Origin of the sequence: Sorangium sp. KYC3313, assembly GCF_052075895.1 — a bacterium.
Lineage (GTDB): Bacteria > Myxococcota_A > Polyangia > Polyangiales > Polyangiaceae > Sorangium > Sorangium cellulosum_B.
Map to the genome: position 1 here is coordinate 10,761,393 of NZ_CP197255.1, position 25,160 is coordinate 10,786,552.

The 25,160-nt window shown below is 70.0% G+C and carries 20 protein-coding genes; 13 read left to right on the forward strand and 7 right to left on the reverse strand.

Annotation, left to right across the window (positions count from 1 at the left end; all coding sequences use genetic code 11):
- Positions 1 to 264: 264 nt before the first annotated feature.
- Genes ACSRUE_RS40880 through ACSRUE_RS40890 form a run of 3 tightly spaced genes read left to right on the forward strand, consistent with a single transcriptional unit; the run spans position 265 to position 5,250 of the window.
- The gene (locus tag ACSRUE_RS40880) at positions 265 to 1,989 is read left to right on the forward strand and encodes a DUF1592 domain-containing protein (RefSeq protein ID WP_441288283.1); all 1,725 of its coding nucleotides are present in this window, start codon (positions 265 to 267) and stop codon (positions 1,987 to 1,989) included.
- 30 nt (positions 1,990 to 2,019) lie between these two features.
- The gene (locus tag ACSRUE_RS40885; protein ID WP_441288284.1) at positions 2,020 to 3,381 is read left to right on the forward strand and encodes a DUF1552 domain-containing protein; all 1,362 of its coding nucleotides are present in this window, start codon (positions 2,020 to 2,022) and stop codon (positions 3,379 to 3,381) included.
- 51 nt (positions 3,382 to 3,432) lie between these two features.
- Positions 3,433 to 5,250, forward strand: a complete 1,818-nt coding sequence (locus ACSRUE_RS40890) for a glycoside hydrolase family 44 protein (RefSeq protein WP_441288285.1) — start codon at positions 3,433 to 3,435, stop codon at positions 5,248 to 5,250.
- Between the two features lie 128 nt (positions 5,251 to 5,378).
- Here ACSRUE_RS40890 and ACSRUE_RS40895 read toward each other — a convergent pair whose 3' ends face one another.
- Positions 5,379 to 6,920: an amidase gene (locus ACSRUE_RS40895; RefSeq protein ID WP_441288286.1), complete on the reverse strand. Its 1,542-nt coding sequence runs from the start codon at positions 6,918 to 6,920 to the stop codon at positions 5,379 to 5,381.
- Between the two features lie 655 nt (positions 6,921 to 7,575).
- On the opposite strand from ACSRUE_RS40895, the gene ACSRUE_RS40900 reads away from it, so the two are divergent.
- The gene (locus ACSRUE_RS40900; RefSeq protein WP_441288287.1) at positions 7,576 to 8,877 is read left to right on the forward strand and encodes a cation:proton antiporter; all 1,302 of its coding nucleotides are present in this window, start codon (positions 7,576 to 7,578) and stop codon (positions 8,875 to 8,877) included.
- A gap of 68 nt (positions 8,878 to 8,945) precedes the next feature.
- Here the strand turns inward: ACSRUE_RS40900 and ACSRUE_RS40905 are convergent, their stop codons facing one another.
- Positions 8,946 to 10,223, reverse strand: coding sequence for a serine hydrolase domain-containing protein (locus tag ACSRUE_RS40905; RefSeq protein WP_437769581.1), 1,278 nt, complete (start codon positions 10,221 to 10,223; stop codon positions 8,946 to 8,948).
- A gap of 766 nt (positions 10,224 to 10,989) precedes the next feature.
- Between ACSRUE_RS40905 and ACSRUE_RS40910 the strand changes: the two genes are divergently transcribed.
- From ACSRUE_RS40910 to ACSRUE_RS40925, 4 genes are all read left to right on the forward strand, one after another.
- Positions 10,990 to 12,237, forward strand: a complete 1,248-nt coding sequence (locus ACSRUE_RS40910; RefSeq protein ID WP_441288288.1) for a hypothetical protein — start codon at positions 10,990 to 10,992, stop codon at positions 12,235 to 12,237.
- A 360-nt stretch (positions 12,238 to 12,597) separates the two neighbouring features.
- Positions 12,598 to 13,188, forward strand: a complete 591-nt coding sequence (locus tag ACSRUE_RS40915) for a GTP-binding protein (RefSeq protein WP_441288289.1) — start codon at positions 12,598 to 12,600, stop codon at positions 13,186 to 13,188.
- Positions 13,189 to 13,258: 70 nt separating this feature from the next.
- The gene (locus tag ACSRUE_RS40920; RefSeq protein WP_441288290.1) at positions 13,259 to 13,483 is read left to right on the forward strand and encodes a DUF2188 domain-containing protein; all 225 of its coding nucleotides are present in this window, start codon (positions 13,259 to 13,261) and stop codon (positions 13,481 to 13,483) included.
- Between the two features lie 346 nt (positions 13,484 to 13,829).
- The gene (locus ACSRUE_RS40925; RefSeq protein ID WP_441288291.1) at positions 13,830 to 14,549 is read left to right on the forward strand and encodes a YciI family protein; all 720 of its coding nucleotides are present in this window, start codon (positions 13,830 to 13,832) and stop codon (positions 14,547 to 14,549) included.
- A 288-nt stretch (positions 14,550 to 14,837) separates the two neighbouring features.
- Here the strand turns inward: ACSRUE_RS40925 and ACSRUE_RS40930 are convergent, their stop codons facing one another.
- The 5 genes from ACSRUE_RS40930 to ACSRUE_RS40950 form a co-directional block, all read right to left on the reverse strand.
- The gene (locus ACSRUE_RS40930; protein WP_441288292.1) at positions 14,838 to 15,842 is read right to left on the reverse strand and encodes a rhamnogalacturonan acetylesterase; all 1,005 of its coding nucleotides are present in this window, start codon (positions 15,840 to 15,842) and stop codon (positions 14,838 to 14,840) included.
- A gap of 98 nt (positions 15,843 to 15,940) precedes the next feature.
- The gene (locus tag ACSRUE_RS40935) at positions 15,941 to 16,678 is read right to left on the reverse strand and encodes an RNA polymerase sigma factor (RefSeq protein ID WP_441288293.1); all 738 of its coding nucleotides are present in this window, start codon (positions 16,676 to 16,678) and stop codon (positions 15,941 to 15,943) included.
- A 260-nt stretch (positions 16,679 to 16,938) separates the two neighbouring features.
- On the reverse strand, positions 16,939 to 18,243 hold the full coding sequence (locus ACSRUE_RS40940; protein WP_441288294.1) for an arabinan endo-1,5-alpha-L-arabinosidase: 1,305 nt from the start codon (positions 18,241 to 18,243) through the stop codon (positions 16,939 to 16,941).
- Between the two features lie 237 nt (positions 18,244 to 18,480).
- Positions 18,481 to 19,971 (reverse strand): MDR family MFS transporter, encoded by a 1,491-nt coding sequence (locus ACSRUE_RS40945; RefSeq protein WP_441288295.1) that lies wholly within the window; start codon positions 19,969 to 19,971, stop codon positions 18,481 to 18,483.
- A gap of 320 nt (positions 19,972 to 20,291) precedes the next feature.
- Positions 20,292 to 21,050, reverse strand: a complete 759-nt coding sequence (locus tag ACSRUE_RS40950; RefSeq protein ID WP_437550773.1) for a hypothetical protein — start codon at positions 21,048 to 21,050, stop codon at positions 20,292 to 20,294.
- Positions 21,051 to 21,747: 697 nt separating this feature from the next.
- On the opposite strand from ACSRUE_RS40950, the gene ACSRUE_RS40955 reads away from it, so the two are divergent.
- From ACSRUE_RS40955 to ACSRUE_RS40975, 5 genes are read left to right on the forward strand one after another with little or no spacing between them, the layout of a single operon-like run.
- Positions 21,748 to 22,488 carry a TRP-like protein gene (locus ACSRUE_RS40955; protein WP_437769589.1) on the forward strand — a complete coding sequence of 247 codons (741 nt, stop codon included), beginning with the start codon at positions 21,748 to 21,750 and terminating at the stop codon, positions 22,486 to 22,488.
- Positions 22,488 to 23,363, forward strand: a complete 876-nt coding sequence (locus tag ACSRUE_RS40960) for a DUF4388 domain-containing protein (protein WP_437944047.1) — start codon at positions 22,488 to 22,490, stop codon at positions 23,361 to 23,363. The genes ACSRUE_RS40955 and ACSRUE_RS40960 overlap by 1 nt, the downstream gene beginning before the upstream one ends.
- Positions 23,360 to 24,163 carry a ParA family protein gene (locus ACSRUE_RS40965; protein ID WP_437944046.1) on the forward strand — a complete coding sequence of 268 codons (804 nt, stop codon included), beginning with the start codon at positions 23,360 to 23,362 and terminating at the stop codon, positions 24,161 to 24,163. The genes ACSRUE_RS40960 and ACSRUE_RS40965 overlap by 4 nt, the downstream gene beginning before the upstream one ends.
- Positions 24,135 to 24,704 (forward strand): hypothetical protein, encoded by a 570-nt coding sequence (locus tag ACSRUE_RS40970; RefSeq protein ID WP_437769592.1) that lies wholly within the window; start codon positions 24,135 to 24,137, stop codon positions 24,702 to 24,704. The genes ACSRUE_RS40965 and ACSRUE_RS40970 overlap by 29 nt, the downstream gene beginning before the upstream one ends.
- A 52-nt stretch (positions 24,705 to 24,756) precedes the next feature.
- Complete coding sequence (locus tag ACSRUE_RS40975) at positions 24,757 to 25,131, forward strand: hypothetical protein (protein ID WP_437769593.1); 375 nt, start codon at positions 24,757 to 24,759, stop codon at positions 25,129 to 25,131.
- Positions 25,132 to 25,160: the final 29 nt, after the last annotated feature.

Genomic DNA, 25,160 nt, shown 5'->3' on the forward strand with positions numbered 1-25,160 from the left:
CATTTGGTTGAAGGGGTATCCTTCAGCTTCGTGCATGGGCGGGTCGCCCTGCGCACCGCGCCCTTCGTCATCCGATCGATTTCTTGTCGATTCCAGCGCGCCGTTCGCCCGACCGCCGCGAGAGCGATGGCCGAGCGATGGTGCTTGGTGTTCTTGCCGAGGGTGAGCCACCGGAGGACACCACAGACCTCGTCGTTTCGACGGAGGTCGAGAAATCCCGGACACGGTCCGCCGTGTCACCGCGTTGCATCATCGGAGAGCAAGATGAAGAAGCCGTCGTGGCACGAGCTCCATTTCTCGAGAGAAGTCGCCGCCGTTTGCGCGCTCGCGTTCGTGGCCGCGTGCACGGGCGCGCTGGGTGACACGACGGAGGGCGCTGGGTCATCCTCTGTCGGAGGCGATGTCGGAGGCGATGTCGGAGGCGGTGTCGGAGGTGACGGATCACCGACGGGCTCGGACCCGCCGGCGTTCCAACCCGCGGCCGGGATGCTGCGCCGCCTGACGAGGACGCAGTTCCGCAACGCCGTGCGCGACATGTTGGGCGTCGAGGTCGATATCCATCAGCTCGACGCCGACAGCTGGAACGGGAACTTTGCGGTCATCGGCGCCGCGACCGTCGTGACCTCGGAGCGAGGCGTCGAGCAGTACCACGCGGCGATCGAGGGGGCCGTCGACGCGGTGTTCGCGGATCCCGCGAGGCGAGACCGGTTCATCGGCTGCGCGCCCAGCGGAGCGGAGGACGACGCTTGCGTGCGCGGCTTCATCGAGGCGCAGGGGCGCCGTGCGTGGCGGCGCCCGCTCGAGGCCGCCGAGGTCGACCGGCTGGCGGCCGTCGCCGCGAAGGCCGCGGCCGAGCTCGAGAGCGCCGTCGAGGGGGCCCGCTGGGCGACGGTGGCCCTCTTCACGTCTCCGAACTTCCTGTATCGCCCGGAGCTCGGCGCTCCGAGCGCCGACGGCTCGCTCCGCTTGACGGGCTACGAGACGGCGTCCCGGCTCGCGTTCCTGTTGTGGAACAGCCTGCCGGACCAGGAGCTGCTCGACGAGGCCGCGAGCGGGGCGCTCGGAACGGTGGAGGGGATCCGCGCGGCGGCGACACGGCTGCTCGAGGCGCCTGCCGGGCGCGAGGCGGTCGGCGCCTTCGCCGAGGAGTACATGCGGCTCGATCGGATCAGCACGCAGGCAAAAGACGCGGCGCTCTTTCCGGAGTACAGCCCCGCGCTGCAAGCGGCGATGGTCCGCGACATGCGCGGCACCTGGGAGGTCCTCGCGTTCGACGATCGAGCGAGCGCGCTCGACCTGTTCTCGACCACGAAGGTCGTCGTCAATAGCGAGCTCGCCCAGGTCTACGGTCTCGACACGGCCGGCCTCGGCTCGAGCGCCTTCGAGGTCCGCTCGCTGCCCGCGGACGGCCCGCGCGTCGGGATCCTCAGCAAAGCGGGCTTCCTCTCGCAGTTCGCGAACCAGAAGGAGGGCTCTCCCACCTTGCGCGGCAAGTTCATGCGCGACGCCCTCATGTGCACGCCCATCCCGCCGCCCCCCGGCAACGTCGCCCTCGAGCTGCCGGAGCCGCCCGCGGACAGGCCCCTGACGAAGCGTCAGCGCCTCGAGATCCACCGGACCGAGCCCGCCTGCGCCGGCTGCCACTCGTTCATGGACCCGCTGGGCCTGCCGCTCGAGAGCTTCGACGCGATTGGCCGCTTCCGCACGACCGACCACGGCCTGCCGATCGACCCGAGCGGCGAGTTCGACGGGGTACCGGTCGCCGACGCGCGCGCGCTCGGTATGACCCTCAGCGCGGATGCCTCGGTCGCGGAGTGCCTCGTCCGCAAGTACTACATGTACGCAGCGGGTCACGAGGAGAGAAAGGTGGACAAGCGCGTGCTGAACGCGCTGACCGCCTCGTTCGAAGGGTCGGGGTACCAGCTGCGCGAGCTGGTCCTCGACGTCGTGACCAACGACGCGTTCTCGTCCGTCGCCCCCCAACCCTGATCGCAGGTCCCCCCAATGACGAACAAAGCTTTGAGCCGACGAACTGTTCTCCGGGGCATTCTGGCGACGGGCGCCGCCGTCACCATCCCGCTCCCGCTGCTCGAGATCATGCTGAACGAGAGCGGCACGGCGCACGCTCAGACGAAGACCCCGGTGTCGCCGCTCTACGTCACGTGGTTCTTCGGGAACGGCACGCTGCCCGGTCTCTGGAAGCCGACGCGCACGGGCTCCGGTCAGGCCTGGGACCTCAGCCCCCAGCTCCAGCCGCTCGCGGACCTCAAGTCGTATCTCACGGTGATCAGCGGCCTCGAGAACAAGACCGTGGTCTCGGGCGTCGAGCACCCCACGGGGTCGGCGGGGGCCACGACCGGCGCGGCAATCAGCGGGAACGCCGTGCGGGCCGCGTCCATCGACCAGGTCGTCGCGAACGCCATCTCGGAGGGGGCGCCGTACCGCTCTCTCGAGGTGGGGGTGACGCCGGCGACGCCGAACGGCCCTCAGGACTCGCTGCATACGGTCTCGCACAGGGGGCCGAACGCGCGCAACAACCCGGAGTTCGATCCGAAGGCCGTGTTCAATCGACTGTTCATGGGCGGCCTGCCCGAGCCCAGCGACGACGGCGCGGATCAGGCCACGAAGCTCGCGAACGTCCGGAAGAGCGTGCTCGACTCCGTCCTGCAGGACGGCGCGAGCCTGAAGCAGCGGCTCGGGGCGGCCGACAGGCATCGTATCGAGCAGCACCTCGAGTCGATCCGCGCCATCGAGCAGCGCCTCGAGACCATGCCGTCCGGCGGCGGTCCGACGGCGGCGTGCAAGAGCCCGACGGCCCCCACTGCCGGCAAGGATGCGCAGAGCGAGGCGCCCCCTGCGGTGAACGCCGCCATGGTCGAGCTCTCGGCGCTCGCGCTCGCCTGCGAGAGGACCCGCGTGCTCTCGTTCATGTTCTCGCTGCCCGCCGCGCACATCTACTACCGGCACCTGGCGCAGGACATGAACGACGACTTCCACGACACCATCTGCCACGGAGATGCCGGGGATCAATCGAGCCAGCCTCGCGTCGACAAGGGCGTGATGTACACGATGCGCTGCCTGAACGAGTTCTTGACGAAGCTCAAGAACACGCCGCACGGCAGCTCGAACCTGCTCGACAGCTCGCTCGTGTACGTCACCTCCGACACCGCGTGGGGCAAGGTGCACACGAGGACGGAATGGCCGGTGCTCTTCGCCGGGAAGGCCGGAGGGCGGCTGCGCGGCGACGAGCACCGCAACTTCCCCGGCGACAACCTGAGCAAGGCGCTCCTGACGGTCGCCCAGATCATGGGCGTCAACGTGACGGAGATCGGCGTCGACGCGGGGCGGGTCACCTCGCCGCTCGCGGGCATCCAGGTCTGACCGCGCCAGCACGCGCCGCGATCCCGCGGCGGATGGAGTCCCATGCACCGCATGCTTTCTCGACACGCTCCCTTCTTGCACGCCACCCTGGTCCTCCTCGCATCTGCCACCTTCCTCGCCTGCGGCGGCGGCACCTCCTCTGCTGACAGCGGCGGCGCCGGCCCTTCCGGCAGCGGCGCTGGCGCCTCTGGCGGCGGCGCCGGCACGGCCAGCAGCGGCTCTGGCGGCAGCGCCAGCGCCTCTAGCAGCGGCGCCGGCGCTTCTGGCGGCGGCACCGGCACGGCCAGCAGCGGTCAGGGCGGGTCCGGCGGCCATCCTCCCGCGAACCTCGTCGAGCCCGGCGATCCCGGGGCGGGTGATGTCACCTTCGCCGTGCACGCCGATCGGGACGTGCGCCCCATCAGCCGGCTCATCTACGGCGCCAACTGGGCCGAAGACCTGGACGGCGAGCAGCGCGGCACCACCGTCGTGCGCATGGGGGGCAACCGCATGACCGCGTACAACTGGGAGAACAACGCCTCCAACGCCGGCTCGGACTACATGCACCAGAACGACGCGTACCTCGTCGGGAACAGCGCCCGCGGCGACGTCCCCGGCGAGGCGGTGCGCGTGCACACCGAGGCCGCGCTGTCGCACGGCGCCGCCTTCATCGCGACCACCCCGATCTGCGGGTATGTCGCGGCCGACAAGAAAGGCGACGGCGACGTCAACAAGACACCGAATTACCTCCAGACCCGCTTCCACCCCACGATCGCGCGCAAGAACGCCCCCTTCTCGTCGTCTCCCGATCTCAACGATCGCGCCGTGTACCAGGACGAGTTCGTCGCTTGGATGAAGCAGACCTTCCCCGACGCGTTCAAGGGCGATGTCGCGCGCGTCCTGTTCTCCCTCGACAACGAGCCCGATCTCTGGAACCACAGCCACGAGCGCATCCACCCGGAGCCGGTGCGCTACGCCGAGCTCGTCGACAAGAACATCGAGTTCGCGTCCGCGATCAAGGACGTCGCGCCGAACGCGCTCGTCACCGGCTTCGTCTCGTACGGGTATTCGGGCTATGTCAGCCTGCAGGGCGCGCCCGACGCGGACGGAAACTTCATCGAGTACTGGCTCGACGCCATGAAGGACGCGGAGATGAGCGAGGGGCGCCGCCTGGTCGACGTGCTCGATCTGCACTGGTACACGGAGATCTACGCGAACGGCGAGCGCATCATCGGCGCCGATGCGTCCCCCCAGTCGGTCGAGGCCCGCGTCCAGGCGCCGCGCTCGCTCTGGGATCCCTCCTTCGTCGAGGACAGCTGGATCGCGAAGGACGTCGTGAAGGGCCCGATCAAGCTCATCCCCTGGGTCCAGGGCCTCATCGACGCCCATTACCCGGGCACCGCCATCGGTATCACCGAGTACAATTACGGCGGCGGCAACCACATCTCCGGCGCGATCGCGCAGGCCGACGCCCTGGGCGTCTTCGGCCGCGAGGGCGTGTTCCTCGCGACGATCTGGGATCCGGGCGAAGAGGTCTCGATGCTCCGGGCCGGCGTGCGCGCCTTCACGAGCTACGACGGGCAGGGCGCGCGCTTCGGCGATACGTCCGTCCGCGCCGAGACGAGCGACGTCGCCAAGGCCACCGTGTACGCGAGCATCGACGAGGCCGATCCGAGCCGCATGGTCCTCGTCGCCATCAACAAGACCACGGCCCCGCTCACGGCCGCGGTGACCCTCGCCGCCTACGAGAGCTACACGGCCATCGACGTGTGGCGACTCACGTCCACCAAGGCCGATCTCGTGCCTGCGGATCCCATCGCGCCGCGCGCCACGAACGCCTTCACCTACGCGATGCCGGCCCACAGCGTGTCGGTGCTGGTCCCCCGGTAGTCGCGTCCCCCCTCGTCCGGAGCGTCGTCGAGATAAGCCCCGTCGAGAAATGCGGAGACCCGACACGGGTTGGGCTGGGGCCCGCGGAGGCCCCCCGGACCGACAAGGCAGAACGGACCGAGCTCCCGTCAGATCATCGGCGCTCTGTAGCCGCCGAGCTCCCGCTCGATGTGGCCGGCAAGGGCGAGGACGACATCCTCGCGGAAGGGGCGGCCGATGATCTGGACGCCGACCGGCGTTCCTCGCGACGAGGTGCCCGCGCGCACGACGACCGCCGGCCACCCTGTCATGTTGTAAGCGAACGAGTAGCTGAATCCTGCGTAGACCCCGTGCTCGACCCACGCATCGTGGGGCAGCGCCTCTAGGACACACGGCGGGCAGACGATGGCGTCGACATCCTTCATGAAGCCGAGCATCCGCCCCCGCCAGGCGTCCAGGCGCTCGACCGCCGCGGTCAGCTCCCCGCTCGACAGCGGCTCGCTCGCGAGCGCGGCGTCCACCTCGGCGCCGGGGTCCGTGGTCCCGGCCAGGTCCAGGAGCCGCTTCAGCCAGGCGCTGCCGTCCGCCCGGAAGATATCCGCGTCGATCGTGAGCACGTCGCTCAGCGCGTCCGGCTTCTTCGACTCCACCCGCGCGCCGCCCGCCTCCAGCGCCGCCGCCGCGTCCACCACCGCCTGGCGCACCGCCGCGTCCGGCGCCGCGATCCCGTTGTCGGTGTGCATCGCGATCCGCAGCTCCCTGAGCCGCACGTGCTTCGGATCGCCGAGCGGCGCCGGGATCAGCGCCGCGTCGCGCCAGTCGGGCCCCGCCAGGACGCTGAAGAGCAGCCAGAGATCGTCGACCGAGCGGGCCATCGGCCCGAGCACGGTGAACGATTGGAGCAGCCCCTCCGCCGGAACGATATGGCCCGTCCGCGGGATGCGGCCGGAGGTCGGCTTGAGCCCGGCGATCCCGCAAAAATGCGACGGCACGCGGATGCTCCCGCCGGTGTCGCTGCCCACGTCGAACGGCGAGCCGCCCGCGGCCACGATCGCGCCCGCCCCCCCGCTGGAGCCGCCCGGCGACAGGTCGAGGCCATACGGATTGTTGGTGCGCCCGTACACTGCATTGTTCGTCTCGTAAGACCACGTCATCTCGGGCGTATTGCTCTTGCCCAGCAGGATCGCGCCCGCTTCCTTGAGGCGCCGGACCACGGTGGCGTCCTCCGCCGGAACGAAATTCGTGCGCCCGGTCGTCCCGCCGGTCGTCACCACGCCGGCGGTATCGATGGAATCCTTGATCGTCATCGGCACGCCGTGCAGCGGGCCGAGGTGCTTGCCTCTCGCCAGGGCCTTGTCCGCCGCCCGCGCCTCGGCTCTCGCCTCGTCGGCGCGGAGCTTCACCACGGCGTTCAGCCGCGGATTGATCTGCGCGATGCGCGCGAGATGGGCCTCCACGACCTCGAGCGACGACACCCGCTTCCGGCGGATGAGATCCGCCAGCTGCCCCCCGGTCGCCCGCGTGAGCTCCGACAGCGCCTCCGCCGCAGGCGCATCGACGGGCGTCATCCCATCGCATGCGCCCGACAGGGCCGCCACGCCCCCGGCGAACGCCCGCAAGAAGAAGCGGCGCGAGATCTCCCCTGTGTGCGCGGCAGCGCCCGGGTCATCGATGTTTGCTGATTCGCTCATGCTCTCCTCCCCACGGGAGCGTCGTGAGCCAGCGTCGCACGGCTCGCGAAACGCACACCGTGATTCTTCGGGTTCAGATGATGCCTTTACAGGAAACGAGCCATTGCACAGCAGGATACCGGTAATATCGAAGGGCCGCCATCGCCCCGCGGCCGACGACCCATCTACGGCGCTCGCCGCGCGCGGTTGCGGCGCCGACCACAGGTTCGACCGGAGGCGCGAACGGCGCCGCAGGCGCCGACGAGGCGCACGTCTCATCACCAGGCTGGAGGTGAAGCTGCCGCAGCCACACGCACATTTCGCCGCTCGGTAGGACGGTGTAAAGCGTCCGCGGGAGGTCTACACACGTCGTCAGACGTCCGAGAAGGGACGAGGCGCGCTCAGGCGCGCGGCGACAGGCGCATGCCGCCGTGAAGGTCGCTCGGGCCGGCTGCAGCGGAAGGAGTAGCGTCGTTCGTGCCGCCTCGACAGGGCGGGGCTCTCTGTCGCGCCCCCGGCCTTCGGGCAGCCCGGCGCAGGTCCCGCGGTCGAGGCTTGACATTTTGAGTCGGCTTGGATTTCCTTCTCCCTCGGGAAACTTTGACGTGCAACTTTTTATCCGGACGTCGCCGCGCCTCGCTCGCGCCGGCGCGCGTCCGTCTGTAAGCCTGGGAGCATGGATCTATTCCAAGTCTCGGCAGCGCTGCTCTCGCTCGCTGCGATCTTCAGCTTCTTCAACCATCGGGTCCTCAAGCTGCCGACCACGATCGGGTTGATGCTGATCGCGATGACGACGTCCCTCGTCATGGTGGCCGTCGGAGAGCTGTTTCCGCGGGTGGAGGCCGAGGCGAAGGAGCACCTCCATGGCATCGACTTCAACAAGACGTTGATGCAGGGGATGCTCGGCTTTCTCCTGTTTGCCGCCGCGCTGCACGTCAACCTGGCGGATCTGAAGAAGCAGCGGGTCGTCATCGGCATCCTGGCCACCGGGGGTGTGCTCATGTCCACCGTGCTGGTGGGCGGCATGACCTACGCCCTGATGACGCTGATGGGCGTGCACATCCGGCCGGTCTACTGCTTGCTCTTCGGCGCGCTCATCTCCCCCACCGATCCCATCGCGGTGCTCGGGGTCCTCAAGCACGTGGGGGCGCCCAAGGAGCTTGAGATGAAGATCGCCGGAGAGTCGCTCTTCAACGACGGCGTGGCGGTGGTGGCGTTCATCGGGCTCCTGGAGATCGCGTCGGGGACGTCGGGCCTCGATCTGCAGCGGCTCTCGCTGCTGTTCGTCCAGGAGGCGATCGGCGGCGTGCTGTACGGCCTCGCGCTCGGCTTCGTGACGCTCGCCATGCTCCGGCAGGTCGACGACTACAAGGTCGAGGTCTTGCTCTCGCTGGCGACCGCGGCGGGCGGCTATGCCCTGGCGTACGCGATCCATGTCTCCGGCCCCATCGCCATGGTGGTGGCCGGGCTCTTCATCGGGAACGAGGCGCGCGCCGGCGCCATGAGCGAGAAGACCCGCGAGCACCTGGACGACTTCTGGGAGCTGATGGACGAGATCCTGAACGCGGTGCTGTTCGTCTTGATCGGCCTCGAGCTCTTGATCGTCGCCTTCGACGCCCAGTCGCTGCTCGCAGGGCTCCTCGCGTTTCCGGTCGTGCTGCTCGCGCGGTTCATCGCGGTCGCGCTGCCGGTGAGCCTCATGAAGAGGCGCAGGGTCTTCACCCCGGGGGCGATCCGCATCCTCACCTGGGGCGGCCTGCGCGGCGGCGTCTCGGTGGCCCTCGCGCTCTCCATCCCCGGAAAGCTCGCGGACGGTACGCTCGTTCCGGAGCGCGAGATGGTGCTGACCATCACCTATGTCGTGGTGGTCGTCTCCATCGTGGTGCAGGGCCTGACCATCGGCCCCTTGCTGCGCCGGACGCTCGCCGCCGCCGCCGCCGTCGAGCCGGAGGAGCCGCTCCCCGTGGAAGCCGCCTGAGCGACCTGAAGAGGTGACATTCGCCCGGGATCCTCGTCCCTCGCGGCGCCGCTCGCCCGCGACGACGCTCAGCGGTGCACGGCGTTGATGATGCCGTCGAAGAACTCGGTGCAACCGACGTCGTCGAGCATGCGGTTCCAGCCGAGCTCGTCGAACGGCTGCGGCAGCCCGTGGTTGGTCAGGAGGACGCCGATGATCTCGAGATCCGGATCGACCCACATGAACGTGCCGGCGCCGCCCGCCTTGCCGAAGGCGCGCGGCGACAGGCGCATGCCGCTGTTCGAGAAGCGCCGCGTCCGCAGCTCCCACCCGAGGCCCTTCGGCGCGAGGAGCAGGTTGTTGATGGGCGATGTGTCGGTCTCCGCCTCCGTCACGTAAGGCGTGTTGTTCTTCTTCATCTGCCGGACCAGATCGGGCCGCAGGACCTCGGCGCCGCCATAGGCGCCGCCGTTCAAGATCATCTGGCAGAAGACCGCGACGTCGAGCGCCGTGGTGAACACGCCGTCACAGCCGGCGATGCCGCCCAGCGCGAAGTCCTGCTCGTCCTGCACCTGCCCCCGCACAAGGCAGCCCCGGCGGGCGGAGTACCCCGTGGCCGCGACGCGCTCGACGAGCTCCGGGGGCGGGTTGTACATCGTGTCGCTCATGCCGAGAGGACGCCAGATGCACTCTCTCGCGATGGCGTCGAGATCTTCCCCCGCGGCGGCCTCGATCATGCGGCCGAGGAGGCGGTAGGTGAGATCGCTGTACAGCACCGATCTGCCCGTCGCGTATTCGAGCGGCGTCTCGGCCATGATGCTCCAGGCCGTCTCGACGTCCTCATCCAAGCACTGGTTGTCCAGCGGCAGACCGGACGAGTAACGGAGCATGTCGTAGACGGTGACGGCCGCCTTTCCGTTGGCGGCGAACTCCGGCAGGTACCTGGCGACCGGCGCGTCCAGCCGAATCACGCGCTCCTGCGCGAGCGCGAGGGCCGCCGCCGCCGTCGAGAGCACCTTGCTCATCGACTCGACGTCGAAGATCGTGTCGAGCGTCACCGGCTCGTCGGCGCCGGCGACCTTGCTGCCGAAGGCCCGGTGACCCACGATGACACTGCGCCGCGCGACCAGCGCGGTGGCGCCGGGAAACAGGCCATCGTTCACGCGGCGCTGGATCCGCGCGAAGACGTCCTCCAGCCGCTCCGAGCTCATGCCCACGTCCTCGGGCCGCCCCGCGGTGAGCGTCGTCGAGCAGGCGCCTCTCCATGGGTCCGAACCGAGCGCGGGCGCCGCGGCGGCCACCGAGGCGAACTGGGTCATCCCTTGCAAGAACATCCTGCGGTTGACCGCTCGTCGTTGATCGATCATGGCTCTTCCCAACCTTGCTTTCGTGAAGAACGAATCCTTCCACGGCGTTTGCCCCCCGGAGGGCCCGAGGCGCATTCAGCGTGGGCGTCTGGCGTGAAGGCTCGCAATTTGTACGCCAGCGTGACCTGCCGTCTCCTCTTCGAGCTGCACCGCCAAAAAGAGCTGCTACCTGCCCGCTGGTCTCAGCCGAGAGGTCCGGCGCGTCCCCTCCAATGGAGTTGGCACGACTGGAATGGATGCGCAATCGATTGCGGGATGACGCAAGCAGATGACATCCTGGACGACCGTGGACGACCGCGGACGAATGAACGCGCTGCTCCCGAGAGGCCACGGGCCCTCATGGCCTGACGTCTCCCCCGCTGCCTCTCTCGCCGTCTCTCCCCCCGTCACCCGCGCTCTTGCGCGCCAGCGGACGAGACGGTGAGCGTTCCGCGCATGGCCGAGCTCGTGAGCTCAACCTGCGCGCGGGCCGGAACGCCCAGGCTGCGACCCGCCACGCCGCTGCCATCGGGTTCTTCCCTCGCGCGACGTCAACCCACCCGCGAGCGGCCGGGGGCCGGGAGGCGCGGCGGCGGCGGCAGCGCATCGAGCGGCGACGAGCGCGTTGACAGCGGGCGCGCCGGCGCTACCCTGGGCATACCGGTCAGGAACAGGATCCGTCATTCCACCGACCGACGAGTCATGACGGGCCGCGCTCGCGCCTGGCGACGATGGACCTGAGAGTGTCCCTGATCCCACATGGGGTCTCGGGTGATGAGGTCGCGCCATGCGAAAGGCGGAGATTGAGGCCCTGGTGCGCGCGCACCGGGGCCGTGCCCGTCCCGTCGCGTTCTTTCATGTGCTCCGTCAGCCGTCGCTGGAGCCAGACGATCATGCCTTCCTGTCCGAGCACATCGACGAGCTCGGGACATCCGATCTCCTGCGCTGGAGGGCGCGCTGCGAGAGCGGCTTCAGCGGGCCGGTGATCCGGCAGCTCGCGCGGCTCGCGATCCAGGATCCCGCGCACTTCCAGCACGAGGTGCTGGGCGTGCCGCGCCTCGTGCTCGACGAGGAGGAGTGGATCGAGCTCTCGGATCTCGTGCGCGGCAAGGTCCCGGCGGGGATCTACGAGCGCGTGCTCGAGCGTTGCCGGCGCGAGCCTGTCCAGTGGCCCTCGGGGTTCATCCTCGCGCCCAAGGTCCACAAGGCGCTGCCGCCGCTGCTCGACGGGGACGAGCTCGACGGCCTGAACGGGGAGCGCCCCGCGCTGCGCGATCTGCCGGTCCCGAAGATCCTCGCGGCGAGGCGGGCCGGGGCGCTCTCGCTCGACGACGACGCGCTGGCCGCGCTGGCGATGGCGCGCGCGCGCGGCTCGGACGAGGACTGGAGCGTCGATATCCCCCATTTTCCCCCGGCGCTCCGGGACGCGATCCTCGAGAAGGCGCGCCGGACGCCGCGGGGCGCGGAGCGGGCGAACCTGCTCGGCTGGCTCGAGGCGCACGGCGTGGCGCGGGCCGCGCTGATGGACATCGCGCTCGGCGCGATCCGGGCGGGGGGCGACGCGTATGCCATGCTCTCCTGGCTCGCGCGCCAGCTGACGACGCGGGCGGCGTGGGACAAACACGGCCTGGAGACGCTCTCCACGCTGATGTCGGCGCGCGCCTTCTCGGAGATAGGCGAGCTCGTGACGCTCGCGTGGAGCGAGGCCAGCCAGGGCGGCAAGGAGGTCTCCCGCGGCTTCCTGGAGGCGATCCAGGTCGCCTTCGCGCTGGTGCTGCTCGGGATGGCGCGGGAGGCGCTCGCGGCGGGCCGCGAGGCGGGCGCGACGGCGGCGCTGTCGGCGCTCGCGTGCCTCGACCCGCCGTCGCGGGTGAGCCGCGCTGTGCACGAGCTCCGGCGGGTCCCGGGCGCGAGCCCGGACGTGGTGGAGCTCATCGCCGTGAACGAGCGGCTGGTGAAGCACAGCGACGCGCGCGACGCCTCCCTGGAGGGCTTCGTGGCGGCCCTCCACGCGATCGCCGACGCGTCCTCGTGATCGCCGCCGGCGCGGCGCCGCTCGCGGCGGCAGCAGCGGCGCGTCCGCTCGCCGCCGGCCGCGCGTGACGTAGCGCCGGGGAGCAGCGAGCGGGGCGCGCCGCGCGGCGCGCCGTGGGCGAGCCGCGGCGCTCCCAGCGCGGCGCATGAAATCGTGGGGAGAGCGGCCGCCGCCTCCCCTCCCAGCGCAGGAGTCGACACCGGCCGCCGCGTCGAGCGGCGGCCGGTGATCGCCTTCGTTTCCAATGCGCTTCACGGCGGTCTCCATCGCTTCCAAGGCGATGAACGACGGTCGCCTTCTTTTTCAATGCGGGGACGGGCCTTGCCTCCCCTCGAACGTCGACTCTGGAGGAGCACGCCGATGGCGTTCATCAACTATGCGAGCCGGGAGATCTACTGCAAGATCGTCTATTACGGGCCCGGTCTCTGCGGCAAGACGACGAACCTTCAGTACGTGTACGACCGGACGGTGCCGGCCGCCAAGGGGCGGCTCATCTCGCTCAAGACCGAGAGCGATCGCACGCTGTTCTTCGATTTCCTGCCGCTCGATCTCGGGGGCCTGTCGGGCTTCCGGACGCGCCTTCAGCTCTACACGGTGCCGGGCCAGATCTTCTACAGGGCGAGCCGGAAGCTGATCCTGAAGGGGCTGGATGGCGTCGTGTTCGTGGCGGACTCGCAGCGCGCCCGGCTCGACGCGAACATCGAGTCGATGGCGGACCTCTGGGACAACCTCGCCGAGGAGGGCCGTTCGCCCGGCCGGCTGCCGTTCGTCATCCAGTACAACAAGCGGGATCTCGACGGGATCGCCGATGTCGCAGAGCTCCGGGAGCTCCTCAACCCGGACGGGGCGCCCGAGTTCGAGGCCGCGGCGGCGAGCGGCCGCGGCGTGTTCGACACCCTGAGGGCGATCGCGAAGCTCGCCCTCAAGGAGATGCAGCGCCGGCACGGGTAGGGCCTTCGCGAGCGAAGGCCTCTTGCTGCTCGCGCGCGCCGAGCTCACCCTCCCGGAGGGAGGACACACCATGACACAGAGGCTCACATACCACGTCATGCCGGACCCCGACGGCTGGGGCTGGGTGGTCGCGGCCGAGGGATACGTCACCCGCTCGCTCCCGTACGGCACGATGCAGGAAGCGATCGAATCCACGGAGGACCTCGTCCGCCAGCACCCGGGGAGCACGCTCGTCGTCGACGAGCAGCCGCCGCCGCTCACGCCGATCGAGATCGAGCATCGGCTGGCGGCGTGACCGCGGCCAGCGCCGCCGCGGAGGCGTGCGGCCCGTGAGGGGACGGCCGGCGCGCCCGGGCGCGTCCCCGCGGCGGCGCGAAAAAAAATGCTCCCCCGTGTCGATCCGGCGTGCCTCCGTTCGTCGCCCTGCTGAACGCCGGGCTTCCTCCCGGCAACGACCCCGTGGGAAGAGTGTACGAGCAGACAGCGCCAGGGACCGGAGCGAGGGCACGAACGAGCACGGCCGCAGCGAGCACGCCGGCGCGTGAGGGCCACCGCTCCGGGAGACCTCGAGAGAAGAGCGTCGAGCTGGACGGCGGCGGCTCATGAGCTCCCTGTCGGCCCATACCAAGGAGAATGTGGACATGCGTTTCATGATCATGCACAGGACCAACGCACAGACTGAAGCCGGCGCGATGCCGAGCCCCGAGTTCATCGCGCGTGTGGGGCAGATGATGGGGGACCTGGTGAAGACGGGGGTGCTGCGCGGCGGCGATGGGCTCCGCCCCAGCTCCGAGGGCGTTCGCCTCCAGTTCGCCGGCGGCCGGCGCACCGTCACCCGAGGGCCCTTCGGCGGCGCAAAGGCGGTACCCGCCGGCTTCGCGGTCCTCCGCGTCACGTCGCTCGACGAGGCGATCGGCTGGGTGTCGCGGTTCGCGGCCCTGATCGGCGACGTCGACATCGACATCCGGCCTGTGACGGAGATGTGGGATCTCGGCATGGGGCCGAAGCCCGAGGGGCTCACGACGACGCGGTACATGGCGGTCCACTGCCACGACGAGGCGGGAGGCGACGCGCCGCCCGCGCCGGAGCTGATGGCGGCGATGGGTCGCCTCATCGAGGAGATGACCCGGGCGGGCGTGCTGCTCGCGACCGAGGGAATGCAGCCGAGCGCGAAGGGCGCTCGGATCGTGTCGACCGGCGGCAAGCACAAGGTGACCGACGGGCCGTTCGCCGAAGCCAAGGAGCTGATCGGCGGGTACGTCATCGTCGATGTGCCGTCTCTGGACGACGCCAAGGACATCGCGCTCCGTTACGCGGACGTCATGGGCGACATCACGATGGATATCCGCGCGCTGTCCTGACGTAGGTCGGATGCCCAGATCGGCGTCGCCCAGGCGCCGTCGCGCGTGACGCTCGCTTGCAAAAACTCCAACCCACCGGAGAATACGCGGCGCCCGTCGCTTTCGTGATTGGGTCCGAGCGGCTCGGGCAATCATGGAGGTCATTCATTGATCCTCGGTCTCCGAGCGTCACCGGCCGCTGGGCCGCCGGCGATGGAGTCCGAGGACCTTTCGCAGATCGCCTCGCGCTCCGCGTGCTCTGAAAGGAACTTTCCATGCGAACTTGCTTGTGCAGGCGCGTCGGTCCCGTCACTTCCGGTACCGCGCGAGCGTCAGGCCGGCGTCCTCGGTGCCCTCGGCCACCAGGCCCGCCATGACCCGGGCGCCGGTCTCGTTGAAATGGGTGCCGTCGACCGAGCCGTCCGCCCGGACGAGGAAGAAGTCCTCGCCCGCCGCCACGCATCCGATCGAGTTCAAGTGGGCGAGCGTCTTCGCGTTGAGATCGATGACGGCCACGTCCAGCTCGTCTCCGAGCTCCCGCATCGCCTTCGCATAGGCGCTCAGGCCGTTGCCGAATTCGTGGCTGTCCCCGGAGCACGATCGCCGCGGGGGCGGGGTGACCAGCACCGGCGTCGCGGCGCGCCTCTGCGCGCCCGCGATGTACTGTTCGAGGTACGATTTGAAGTCCGTCGCGGGGTCCAGGTAATAGGGAATGGTCTCGCCGCCGTGCTCGTACGTCGCGGTCTTGTTGCTGTCGTTCGTGCCGAACTGCACAAGGAAGTAGTCTCCGCTCTGGATGTCCTCGAGGACGTCGTCGAGGCGGCCCTCGTCGATGTACCGGCGCGCGGTCCGGCCGCCGATGGCCCGGTTGTCGACGCGCACCCGCTCGTCGAAGAACTCTCCCAGCATCTGGCCCCAGCCCGCCTGGTGAAGGGCGCTGTTCACGTAGGTCTGAACGGTCGAGTCGCCGGCGATGTACACCGTGACATCCGGCAGCTCGGCGCTCCCGCCGCCGCCTTCCGAGCCGCCTGAAGCGCTCGTCGTCGCTCCGGCCGCACCGCCGCCGCCACCGCCCCCCTCGCCCGCGCCGCCCACACCCGTGGCGCCGGGGCCGGAAGCGCTGCTCGCGCCGCCCGCGCCGCTGCCGGCGCTCGCGCTGGTGCTGCCACCGCCACCGCCGCCACCGCCGCTGCCTGTGGTCTGCGTGGCAGGGTGATCGTCGGGGTCTCCCGAGCTGCACCCCCCGGACGCGAGGCCGATGCCGGCGACGAAAGAATGAAGCACGACGGTCATGAAGATAGGCCGAATTCGCATGACGAGCTCCTGAAGGAAAACAGTGTGTGACGAGCACGCGTCGGGTGCGTGCCCGGAGGGACGTACGTGGCCAACGAAGTTCAGCGCGAGCGCCCGGCTCATCCGGCACGACGCGCAGGTGCCGAGGTGGGCGTCGAGGGCGAGCCGATCCGGCTTTGTCGCGACGCCGCGGCGCACCCGCGTGAGGAGCTCGCTCCGACAGTCGGCGGCCACGTCTCCCTCCCCCGGAAGAGCTCGGCCAGCTTCGCGTTGTTGGCGAGCGCGCGCCGCAGCGCCTCCTTGCCGAGCCGGAGCCGACTCCAGACCGTGTTCGGAGAGACGCGGGCGAGCGCGGCGATCTCGTCGACCGTGTAGCCAAGCACGAAATGGAGCGCCAGCGCCTCCGCGGTCGCCTCGGGCATCCTGTCGAGCACCTCGAGCACCATCTTGCGCCGCCGGCTCGAGACCGCCTCGGCGAACGGCGACGCGCCGCGCTCGTCCGGGGCCACGTCGATCGGCGCGCCCGGCTCGTCGAAGCGCGCGCGCACGCTGAGGCGCCGGCGCGCGCCGAGCGCTGTCATCACGGCGATCCGGTTGGCGAAGTGGAGCACGGTGCACTCCGCGCGAAAGGACGGCAGCGCCTGGAGCAGGGCGAGCACGGCCTCCTGGGTCACGTCCTCGACATCGGGGTGATGCGAGCCGAGCACCTTCCGCACGCTCCGCAGCATGGCGCCGCCGAGCTCGGTGATGAGCGTGCGGATCGCCGCCGGATCGCGCGCCGCGGCGGCGCGCGCGAGCCCGAGCAGCTCGTCCGCCCGCGGAGGCGCTCCCTCCGGCGGCGCATGGAGGTCAGTCACGGGCTTTCGCATTCTGGCGACGAGGGTGGAGTCCATGAGTCCCGATCATCAGGGCGCGCAGCGCGGAGCCCGGCGACGGCGGCGCGACCAGCACGACTGCGGGAGGTCGGAGGGGGAAGCGAACCGCCATGACGCCAAGGGCGCCAAGAAACCAGGGAAATGGGAGGGGAAAATGCCGGGACGGCGCTTCTCCTTCTCCCTTGCGACCTTGGCGCCATGGCGGCTTTTCTGCCGATCCGGGGCAACTTCCCGCCGTCGTGCTAGGGCCCTCCGGAGCGCGGAAAGCCGTCGGTGTCCCACGCCAGCTCGGAGATCCGCAGCGTGGGGGCGCCGTTCGATTGCGCGTCGTAGGCGTGATAGACGTTGTAAGAGCGATCGCCGGAGAACAGCACGGCGTTGTGCCCGGGCCCTCGCCAGCGGGAGCCTCCTTCCACGACGATGCTGCCGCCGCCGGACATCATCGGTGTCCCCTCCTTGTCGACGTACGGGCCTGTGATGCTCTTCGAACGACCGACGGCGATCTTGTAGGTGCTGTCGGTCCCGCGGCAGCAGGCGTCGAACGAGACGAACAGGTAATAGAAGCCGCAGCGCCGGACGATGAAGGGCGCCTCGAGCGCCCCACGGGCGTCGGGGCGGGCGGCGAGGGCGTGGAGCTCCGCGTCGGCCCGCTCCCCCGACGCGGCGAGCTTCACCATCTTGATACCGCTCCAGAAGCTCCCGAACACGAGCCACGGCGTCCCCTCCTCATCCATCGCGACGTTGGGATCGATCGCGTTCCAGTCGTCCCGCGCCACGCCGTCGTTGGAGCAGATGGCGGCGCCGCGGTCCGTCCAGGGACCTGCCGAGTCGAGCGATGCCTTCGTCGCGTGCCCGATGCACGACCGGTTGCTGCCGAAGGTGGAGGCGGAGTAGTAGAGATGGTAGGTGTCCCCGAAGCGCGAGATATCGGGCGCCCACAGGTCGCCCACGCCCGGGACCTTCTCTTCCAGCCAGGCGGGCTTCGCGTCGAACACCCGACCGGCGGCCTGCCACGCGGTGAGGTTCGACGAGCTCTTCATCGGGAGCCTGTCCCCCGTCTGGAACAGGTAGTAGCGGTCGCCGGCCTGGAGGATGGCCGGGTCGTGGGTCCCCAGGTTCCCGGACAGGGGCAGCGCCTCTGGCGGGCTCGCCGGGTCGTAGAGGGCATCGGCGCACCTGTCCGCGGCCCCTCCCGCGCCGCCGCTGCTGCCCGCGCCGCCGCTGCTGCCCGCGCCGCCGCTCCCGCCCGCGCCGCCGCTCCCGCCAGCGCCGCCGCTGCCGTCCGCGCCGCCCACCCCGACCGTCGCGCTCGGATGGCCTCCCGCGCCGCTGCTCGCCGTGGTGGAGGAAGCGGTGCTCGTGCCGCCGGCCCCGGCGGCGCCGCTGTCCTGGCCGCCTGAGCCGGAGCCTTGCACCGAGGAGAGGTCCGTGCTGCAGCCCGCGAGCGTTGCGACGACGCCGATCAGGAGGCTCCACGTGGGCGCGGACACCTGTCGTCGCCGCGACCGGCAAAGCGTGAGACGCATCTTGAACTCCTGAGGATCCATGGGCGGATCATCCGTCGAGGTGCTGGCCATGGGGTCGGCTCGATGTCCTCCGGGACGAGTCGTCCCGCTCTCCCACGTGGGCCGGAGCGCCCACGATCCACCATCGGTAGCCCGAGCTTCTCGTGGAGCGCCAAAAACCGTCTTCGAAGAAATTTTACACCGGGACGGCGATGCAACGAATCATCGCGCGCTGTGCGCTGGATCGAGCCTCGCCCCTGGCGACGCGGGCAGGTCGCCTCACCCGATGCCGGCCTCGCCCGGCGGCGCGACGTCGGCGTCGCCCCCGGCGGCCTGGAGCGGCACGCGGGGGAACCACAGCGCCGCGATGAAGCCGGTGACCCCCATCGCCGCGATGATCCAGAACACCGTCGTGAGGCCGGACGTGAGCGCCTCCCCGAGGTGCTGGAGGATCGACGGATCGAGGTCGCGCGCCCCCTCCGCCGTCAGGAGCCGGCTCGCTGCGTCCGCGGGGATCGACGGGTCCTTCGCGAGCTGGGCCGTCAGCACGCCGCCCATGATGCCCACCGCCACGACGCCGCCGAGCAGCCGGGAGAACATCGTGCTCGCGGTGGCGATCCCCCGCTGCTCCCACGCGACGCTGCTCTGCACCGCGATGAGCAGCGCGACGTTGGACAGCCCCATGCCCACGCCGAAGAACAGCGTCGTCGCGCGGAGCAGCAGCGGCGTGTCGTGCGCCCCGCCGAGCGCGAGCGCGAGCCCCGCCGCCGCCGTGACGCCGAGGCCGATCCAGATGAGCGGGCGGAACCCGACCCGGGGGATGAGCCGCCCGCCGATCGCGCTCGCGACCGGCCAGCCGATGAGCATCGGCGCGATGGCGCTGCCGGCGTCGGTGGGGGTGCCGCGGAGCACGCCCTGCACGAAGAGCGGCACGAACGTGATCGTGCCCACCATCGCGCCGCCGAGGATCGCGCCGGCCACGTTGGAGATGAGCATCACCGGCCGCCGGAAGAGCGGCAGCGGGATCATCGGCTCGGGGGCCCGGCGCTCGACCGCGAAGAACACGGCGAACAGCGCCGCCGACGCGACCGCCGCGAGCAGCGTCGTCCCCCCGCCAAGCCTCCCCGTGGCGAGCAGCAGCGCGACCACCCCGGCGGACAGGAGCGCCGCGCCGAGGAAATCGAGCTCGTGAGGCCGCCTGTCGATGCGCTCGTGGAACGAGGTCGCCACGAGCGCGACGGACGCCGCGCCGAACGGGATATTGACGTAGAAGACCCAGCGCCAGGAGAAGTAGTGCACGATGAGCCCGCCCACCATCGGGCCGATGATGCCGAACAGCCCCCAGGCGGCCCCGAAGACGCCCTGGATCCGCGCGCGCTCGTTGAGATCGAAGATGTCGCCCGAGATGGTCATCGCCATCGGCTGCATCGCCCCGGCGCCGGCCCCCTGGAGGGCGCGGAAGGCGATGAGCTGCGGCATCGTTTGCGCCGCGCCGCTCGCGATCGAGCCGAGCAGGAAGACGGCGATGCCGAAGAGCATGATCGGCTTGCGGCCGTAGATGTCCGAGAGCTTGCCGCAGATGGGCACCAGCACCGACGACGTGAGCAGGTAGGCGGTGGTGACCCAGGCGTACTGTTGAATCCCGCCGAGATCGCCGATCACGGTGGGCATGGCGGTGGCGACGACGGTCGATTCGAGGGCGGCCATGGCGAGGGCCAGGATCAGCCCGGCGACGGTGAGGGCGCGGTGCGTCTTGCGTTCGGAGGCCATGCGGGTCGTGGGGATGTGGTGTGGATGAAGCGGCGCGGCAAGCGGGATGCCGCGCCGCGCGTCGGGGCGCAAGGCGCGGCGCGCGCGCCGTGAGCCCGCCCGCCGCCGGGAGGTGACCTTCGCGGATCCGCACCGCGTTGGCCGATGGCCGAGCGCGAGACGAGAACAGGTGGGGATACCGCCGCTCGCGCGGTCGGCGACCGCGCTCGGGGCAAGATGCGCGTCAACGTCTTGTGAGCAGAGATCGTCGCATGACGAGCGCCCGGGGGTGGGTCCCGCAGAGGGGGCGGTGCGACCGGAGAGGCTTCAACCGCGCTGCTTCACGCGGCGAGCACCGACGACCGGGTCATCACCTGGCTCACGCCGTCCGTCTCGGGGTCGGCCACGGGGGCGCTCACGGGGTGCGCGAGGGCATAGCGCAAGAGCTCGTGTGTCCACGGCTCGAATATCGTGAACACCTCGTCCGCGAGCGCGATGTACCGCGCGCGCGTCTCGGCGTCGAGCGGGATGCGCGCGAGCTCGGCGTGGTCGGCGTTCACCGCGTGGCCCGACTCGCGCTCGAAATGGAACGAGCCGCAGTAGCGCAGCTGCGTGTCGAGGCGCTTCTCCAGGGCCTCCGCCAGGGGAAGCATCGCCCCGAAGAGCACGTTGCCGGTCTCTTCGATCGCCTCGATGATGACGAGCCGCTCGAGGCCCGTCGTGCCCTTGATGAGCGCGGTGAGCCGCGCGGTGAGGATCCGATTCTGTATCGTCTCCTCACCCCAGAGGAAGTTCAGCAGGTCCGTGCTCCGGCCCTCGACGTCGTAGCCGAGCTTGGACAGATCCTCCAGGTACCACGGCCAGTGATGGTCGTCCTCGCGGGTGTGGGCGTTGACCATCTCTTGGTATTTGTCCGCGGCGTGCTCCTCCCGTAATACGAATTTGTTCAGATCACCGAAGCTCAGGATGAAGTACGCCATGCATGGATAGAACGCGAGCCGCTCGCTCGGATCGAGCAGTTCGTTACGCATGTGCTCGAACAGGGGTAGACGAGCGTATGCCTGCTTCTTCTCGAAGATGTGCCGCAAGACCTGCCGCATGAGCGATCTCCTTTTCGGCCGTGGGGTGTCAGTTGGTTGAACAATCCCTCTGTTTGCATGAACCAAGCGCCGCGAGCGCCTCGAGAGGCCTCAAGACGAGATCACGGCGCACCGAACATGGACGCTGCTGATGGACCTCACCTCGGTTGAAATCCTGCGCTCTCCCCTTGCGCTGCATTCCGAGCTTGATTACTGGAATTTTCCACCAACCACCTCAGGCGTTTCTGCAACGCTGCGGGGTGCGTCCAGCCGGTGCATCCACTGTAGCGCAAGCCCAACGTAAGTTGCACCCACAATCTTGAGATCACCATTCAAATTTGAAACGGCGGCCGGTGGGCGAACCGGCGCTGGGGTGCGACATGGCGTGCGACGTTCGAGATTGGCTGACGGTTGATCCTGCGGGACGCCCGAGAGCACGTGGCGACTCGATGGACCGAATGTGGAAGCGGGCCGCGGTCATTGCCTCGTCCCATGTCTCCCCGTCCTTCCCATGGGGCGCATGTCGCGGCTCCCAGTGTTCTGGTGAGGTGCTGGCTGGTCCCACACGCGCGTACCTGTAACGATGGCGCGCCGGTGTCGACGGCGCCGACCGAGGACGGCCGCCGCGAAGGTGCAGCCAAACAGCTTGAATGCCGGCGGTCGAGGCATGTAGCTTGCCGGTTGTGCCGTGAAAGACCAAATCGACTCAGCTCTGATCGTGGAACCCGAGAGCCGCGCGCTCCCGAAGAGCGGCCCCATGCGGGCGGAGATCGTGCGGCTGGTCCGTGAGAAGCGCTACGAGGAGGCGCTGGCGGTGCTGTACCGGGCGCGCGCGGAGTCGCCCGGCGATCGCGAGCTGCAGGCGAGCATCGAGCGGATCAAGGAGTTCCTCGCGGGCGCCTACGCCAAGCGGCTCGGCGGCCTGGATCAGGTGGCGGGGCCCATCCCCGTCTCGGCGGGTCGCTCGCCCGACGCGCTCCTGGTGGCGCGGTACATCGACGGCTCCTCGACGTTCGACGACGTCATTCATATGTGCCCGCTCGGGCGGCTCCGCACGCTGCAGGTGCTGGTCGGCCTCTACACGGGGAGCGAGGTGGCGTCGCCGTTCAGCGACCGGCCGTCGGTCTCCTTCCGGCCGCAGCTGGACACGCTGCCCTCCGAGGCCGGCGCCGATCCGGGGCCGCCGACCATGCCGGAGCGCGGCCTGGCGCGGCGATCGCCGGAAGCTCCCCCCGCGAGCGGGCCGATGCCCCCCGCGAGCGCGCCGTTCACGCCACGGGTGTACGAGACCGAGGAGGATCGGCTCTACCGCGAAGCGTTCGCCCGCGGCACCGCCGCGTTCGTGCAGCGCCGCTACGACGCTGCGATCGAGGCGTTCGAGGCGTGCGCGCGCATGCGCCCGGGTGATACGGCGTCGTCCGTCATGCTGCGCCGGGTGCGGCGCGACACCGGAGGCTGATGGCCATCGTCGTGATCGCCGTTCCTGATCTGCGCGAGCGCATGCGGTGCATCCGCGTCATCGCCGGGCAAGCGCCGGTGAGCGCCCTCGGCGCCGCGACCTGGGAGGAGCTCGAGCAAGCCCTCGATGGCGTGCAGAGCGCGGAGCTGATCATCTATGCGCCGTCGCTCCCGGGCGGGCCGGAGGACGCCGTCGCGCAGCTCCTCCGCCGCACGGCGCGGCTGGTGCTCGCCGTCAACGATGGCGTGGAGGTCCCGGGCGCGGCGAGCACCACGCGGGTGACGTGGCCCATCGCCGAGGAGACGCTCATCCTCATGGCGCACGCCGCGGGCGCCCAGTCGGCGCCGATCGGGATGAACTTCGTGCCCGTCGACTTCTTGCAGATGATCTGCATGTCCGGCGAGTCGCACGTCCTCGTGGTCAGCAACGCGAGCGCCGACGTGGGTCTGATCGAGGTGCGGCGCGGCCAGGTGTGGACGGCGTTCGACGGCCTCGGCGTGGGCGAGGAGGCGTTCGCGCGGCTCATCCGCCCCGAGATGCGGGTGCGCGTCACCCCGGCCGTCGGCTCGACGAAGGAGCGCACCATCTTCAAGGACCTGTCGGAGCTGGTGCTCGACTCGCTGCGCCGGATCGACGAAGGCAGCGTGGAGGCGCCGCCGCCGATCTCGTCGAGGCGGATCGAGATCGCGCTCATCTCGCCGGAGCAGCGCGCGGCCCGCATCAAGCAGCTCAACGCCGACGCGCGGCGCCTCTTGATGGAACGCAGCTACAGCGAGGCGGCCTGCGTCCTCATCGACCTCTCGACGCTCGACCCCGCGTCCAGCCTCGTGCGCGCTAACCTGGAACAGCTACGCAAGCTCGGATACCCAAGATGACCCGATCCATCGCATTCGCCAGCCTCAAGGGCGGAGTCGGAAAGACCACCGTGGCGCTCAACTGCGCCTTCGCCTTCGCGCGCCGAGGCGCGCGTACCTTGCTCGTCGACACGGATCTGCAGGGCGCCATCGGCATGTCGCTCGACGGCGTCAGCGACCGGCCCGGCCTGGCCGCGAACCTCGCGCGAGGCGGCCCCCCGCTCGAGGGTCTGGTGAAGACCCGGCTCCCGGAGCTCTGCCTCTTGCCCATGGGCCCCGTCGACGCGCTCGACGAGGATCGCTTCGCCATCAACGCGCGCGAGGCCAACATCGTGGGGCGCATCCTGGAGCACAGCCAGCGCGACTTCGACCTCGTCCTCTTCGACACGCCGGCCGGGCTCGGCGGGATGTCGCGCATCGCGCTGGAAGAGGTGGACAGCGTCATCGCCGTCGCGCAGTGCGAGCCGCTCGCGCTGCGGGCCATGCCCCGGCTGCTCGAGCTCCTGGCGCGGCTCCGCGACATCGGCTCCGCCTGCTCCCTGCTCGGCGTGGTCGGCACCATGAGCTCGTTCCGCGATCCGGTGCTCTTGGCCTCGCTGGAGGAGCTGTGGTCCCTCTACCGCGACCAGGTCTTCGACACCGCGGTCCCGCGCGACGGCACGTTCCTCCAGGCGAGCCGCGCGGGCGTGCCGCTCGGCCTGCTCAGCCGCCGCCCTCCGGCGGTCTCCGCGGTGTTCGACAAGCTGGTGGCCGAGATCGAGGAGCGCCTGGGCTCCAGTGCAGGAGGCGAGGATGACGGTCCGATCCGTCTCGTGGACTGACGCGCAGCGGGTGACCTCGCTCCTCGCGCGGGTGACCGCGACGCGGTCGCGGGAGCCCGCGACGCTCGTGACCGCCATGGGGGCAGCGCGCGCCGGCGCGCCGGGGAAGGCGGCGCCCGTGCCGGCGAAGGCGGCGCCCAAGGAGGTGAAGCAGGTGAAGGAGGTGCCGCGCCTCGTTCAGACCTCCGACAACCCGGCCGATCGGCTCGACACGCTCGTCGCCTGGACGCTCGATCACCATCCGTGCGTGGGCGCCTTCGTGGCCGACGACAACGGCCTCACGCTGGCGGCGCACGGCATCTCCGAGGCGCACGTGTCCCTCGTGGGGCCGCTGCTCTCGGCGCTGGTCGGCGTCCGCTCCATCCCCGGCGTCGACGCCACGGCGGGCGCGCTCTGGCTGGGCGCGCAGATGATGTCCTGGGTCGAGGCGCGCACGGCGCGCGGCGGCTTCTGCCTCGGCACCGTGGGCGACGAGGCTCTCTCCACGCGGTCGTTCGAGCAGCTGAAGGAGGCGCTCGCGACGACCTTGCGCGGGCTGTAGTACATCCGGGTTTTCAATGCGGGCGCGCGCGCCCAGGAGCGACGGAAGCACGATGATTGACACCAAAGTCCTCGAGGCCGCAGTCCATGATCTCCGCAGCATCCTCCGCGACGGGCTGCTGGCCACCGACATCTGGGAACGTACGGCGGGCCTGTCGCTCGCCGGCTTCAACCAGCAACCGGTGGCGGTGGCCCTCTTCACGCGCATCACCGAGGAGCTGGACAGCTCGCTGCGCGACTCGAACTTCCCTCCGCTAGGGCGGTATTACCTGCTCGACATGGCGGGCAACCACACCGTGGTGGTGCTCAACCACGGGAACCTGCTCCAGGGCATGCTGGTGGACAACAAGCGGGCGAACCTGGGGATCCTCATCTCCGTCGCCATCCCGCGCATGATCGAGACCATCGCGCACGCGAGCGAGCGCTGAGCTGCGCGGCACCCCTCACCGGCCACGAT

Excerpts from the sequence above, each read along its gene's own strand:
- ACSRUE_RS40880 (WP_441288283.1), top strand. The coding sequence starts at position 265 with ATGAAGAAGCCGTCGTGGCACGAGCTCCATTTCTCGAGAGAAGTCGCC.
- ACSRUE_RS40890 (WP_441288285.1), top strand. The coding sequence starts at position 3,433 with ATGCTTTCTCGACACGCTCCCTTCTTGCACGCCACCCTGGTCCTCCTC.
- ACSRUE_RS40895 (WP_441288286.1), bottom strand. The coding sequence starts at position 6,920 with ATGAGCGAATCAGCAAACATCGATGACCCGGGCGCTGCCGCGCACACA.
- ACSRUE_RS40900 (WP_441288287.1), top strand. The coding sequence starts at position 7,576 with ATGGATCTATTCCAAGTCTCGGCAGCGCTGCTCTCGCTCGCTGCGATC.
- ACSRUE_RS40905 (WP_437769581.1), bottom strand. The coding sequence starts at position 10,223 with ATGATCGATCAACGACGAGCGGTCAACCGCAGGATGTTCTTGCAAGGG.
- ACSRUE_RS40910 (WP_441288288.1), top strand. The coding sequence starts at position 10,990 with ATGCGAAAGGCGGAGATTGAGGCCCTGGTGCGCGCGCACCGGGGCCGT.
- ACSRUE_RS40915 (WP_441288289.1), top strand. The coding sequence starts at position 12,598 with ATGGCGTTCATCAACTATGCGAGCCGGGAGATCTACTGCAAGATCGTC.
- ACSRUE_RS40920 (WP_441288290.1), top strand. The coding sequence starts at position 13,259 with ATGACACAGAGGCTCACATACCACGTCATGCCGGACCCCGACGGCTGG.
- ACSRUE_RS40925 (WP_441288291.1), top strand. The coding sequence starts at position 13,830 with ATGCGTTTCATGATCATGCACAGGACCAACGCACAGACTGAAGCCGGC.
- ACSRUE_RS40930 (WP_441288292.1), bottom strand. The coding sequence starts at position 15,842 with ATGCGAATTCGGCCTATCTTCATGACCGTCGTGCTTCATTCTTTCGTC.
- ACSRUE_RS40940 (WP_441288294.1), bottom strand. The coding sequence starts at position 18,243 with ATGGATCCTCAGGAGTTCAAGATGCGTCTCACGCTTTGCCGGTCGCGG.
- ACSRUE_RS40945 (WP_441288295.1), bottom strand. The coding sequence starts at position 19,971 with ATGGCCTCCGAACGCAAGACGCACCGCGCCCTCACCGTCGCCGGGCTG.
- ACSRUE_RS40950 (WP_437550773.1), bottom strand. The coding sequence starts at position 21,050 with ATGCGGCAGGTCTTGCGGCACATCTTCGAGAAGAAGCAGGCATACGCT.
- ACSRUE_RS40960 (WP_437944047.1), top strand. The coding sequence starts at position 22,488 with ATGGCCATCGTCGTGATCGCCGTTCCTGATCTGCGCGAGCGCATGCGG.
- ACSRUE_RS40965 (WP_437944046.1), top strand. The coding sequence starts at position 23,360 with ATGACCCGATCCATCGCATTCGCCAGCCTCAAGGGCGGAGTCGGAAAG.
- ACSRUE_RS40970 (WP_437769592.1), top strand. The coding sequence starts at position 24,135 with ATGACGGTCCGATCCGTCTCGTGGACTGACGCGCAGCGGGTGACCTCG.
- ACSRUE_RS40975 (WP_437769593.1), top strand. The coding sequence starts at position 24,757 with ATGATTGACACCAAAGTCCTCGAGGCCGCAGTCCATGATCTCCGCAGC.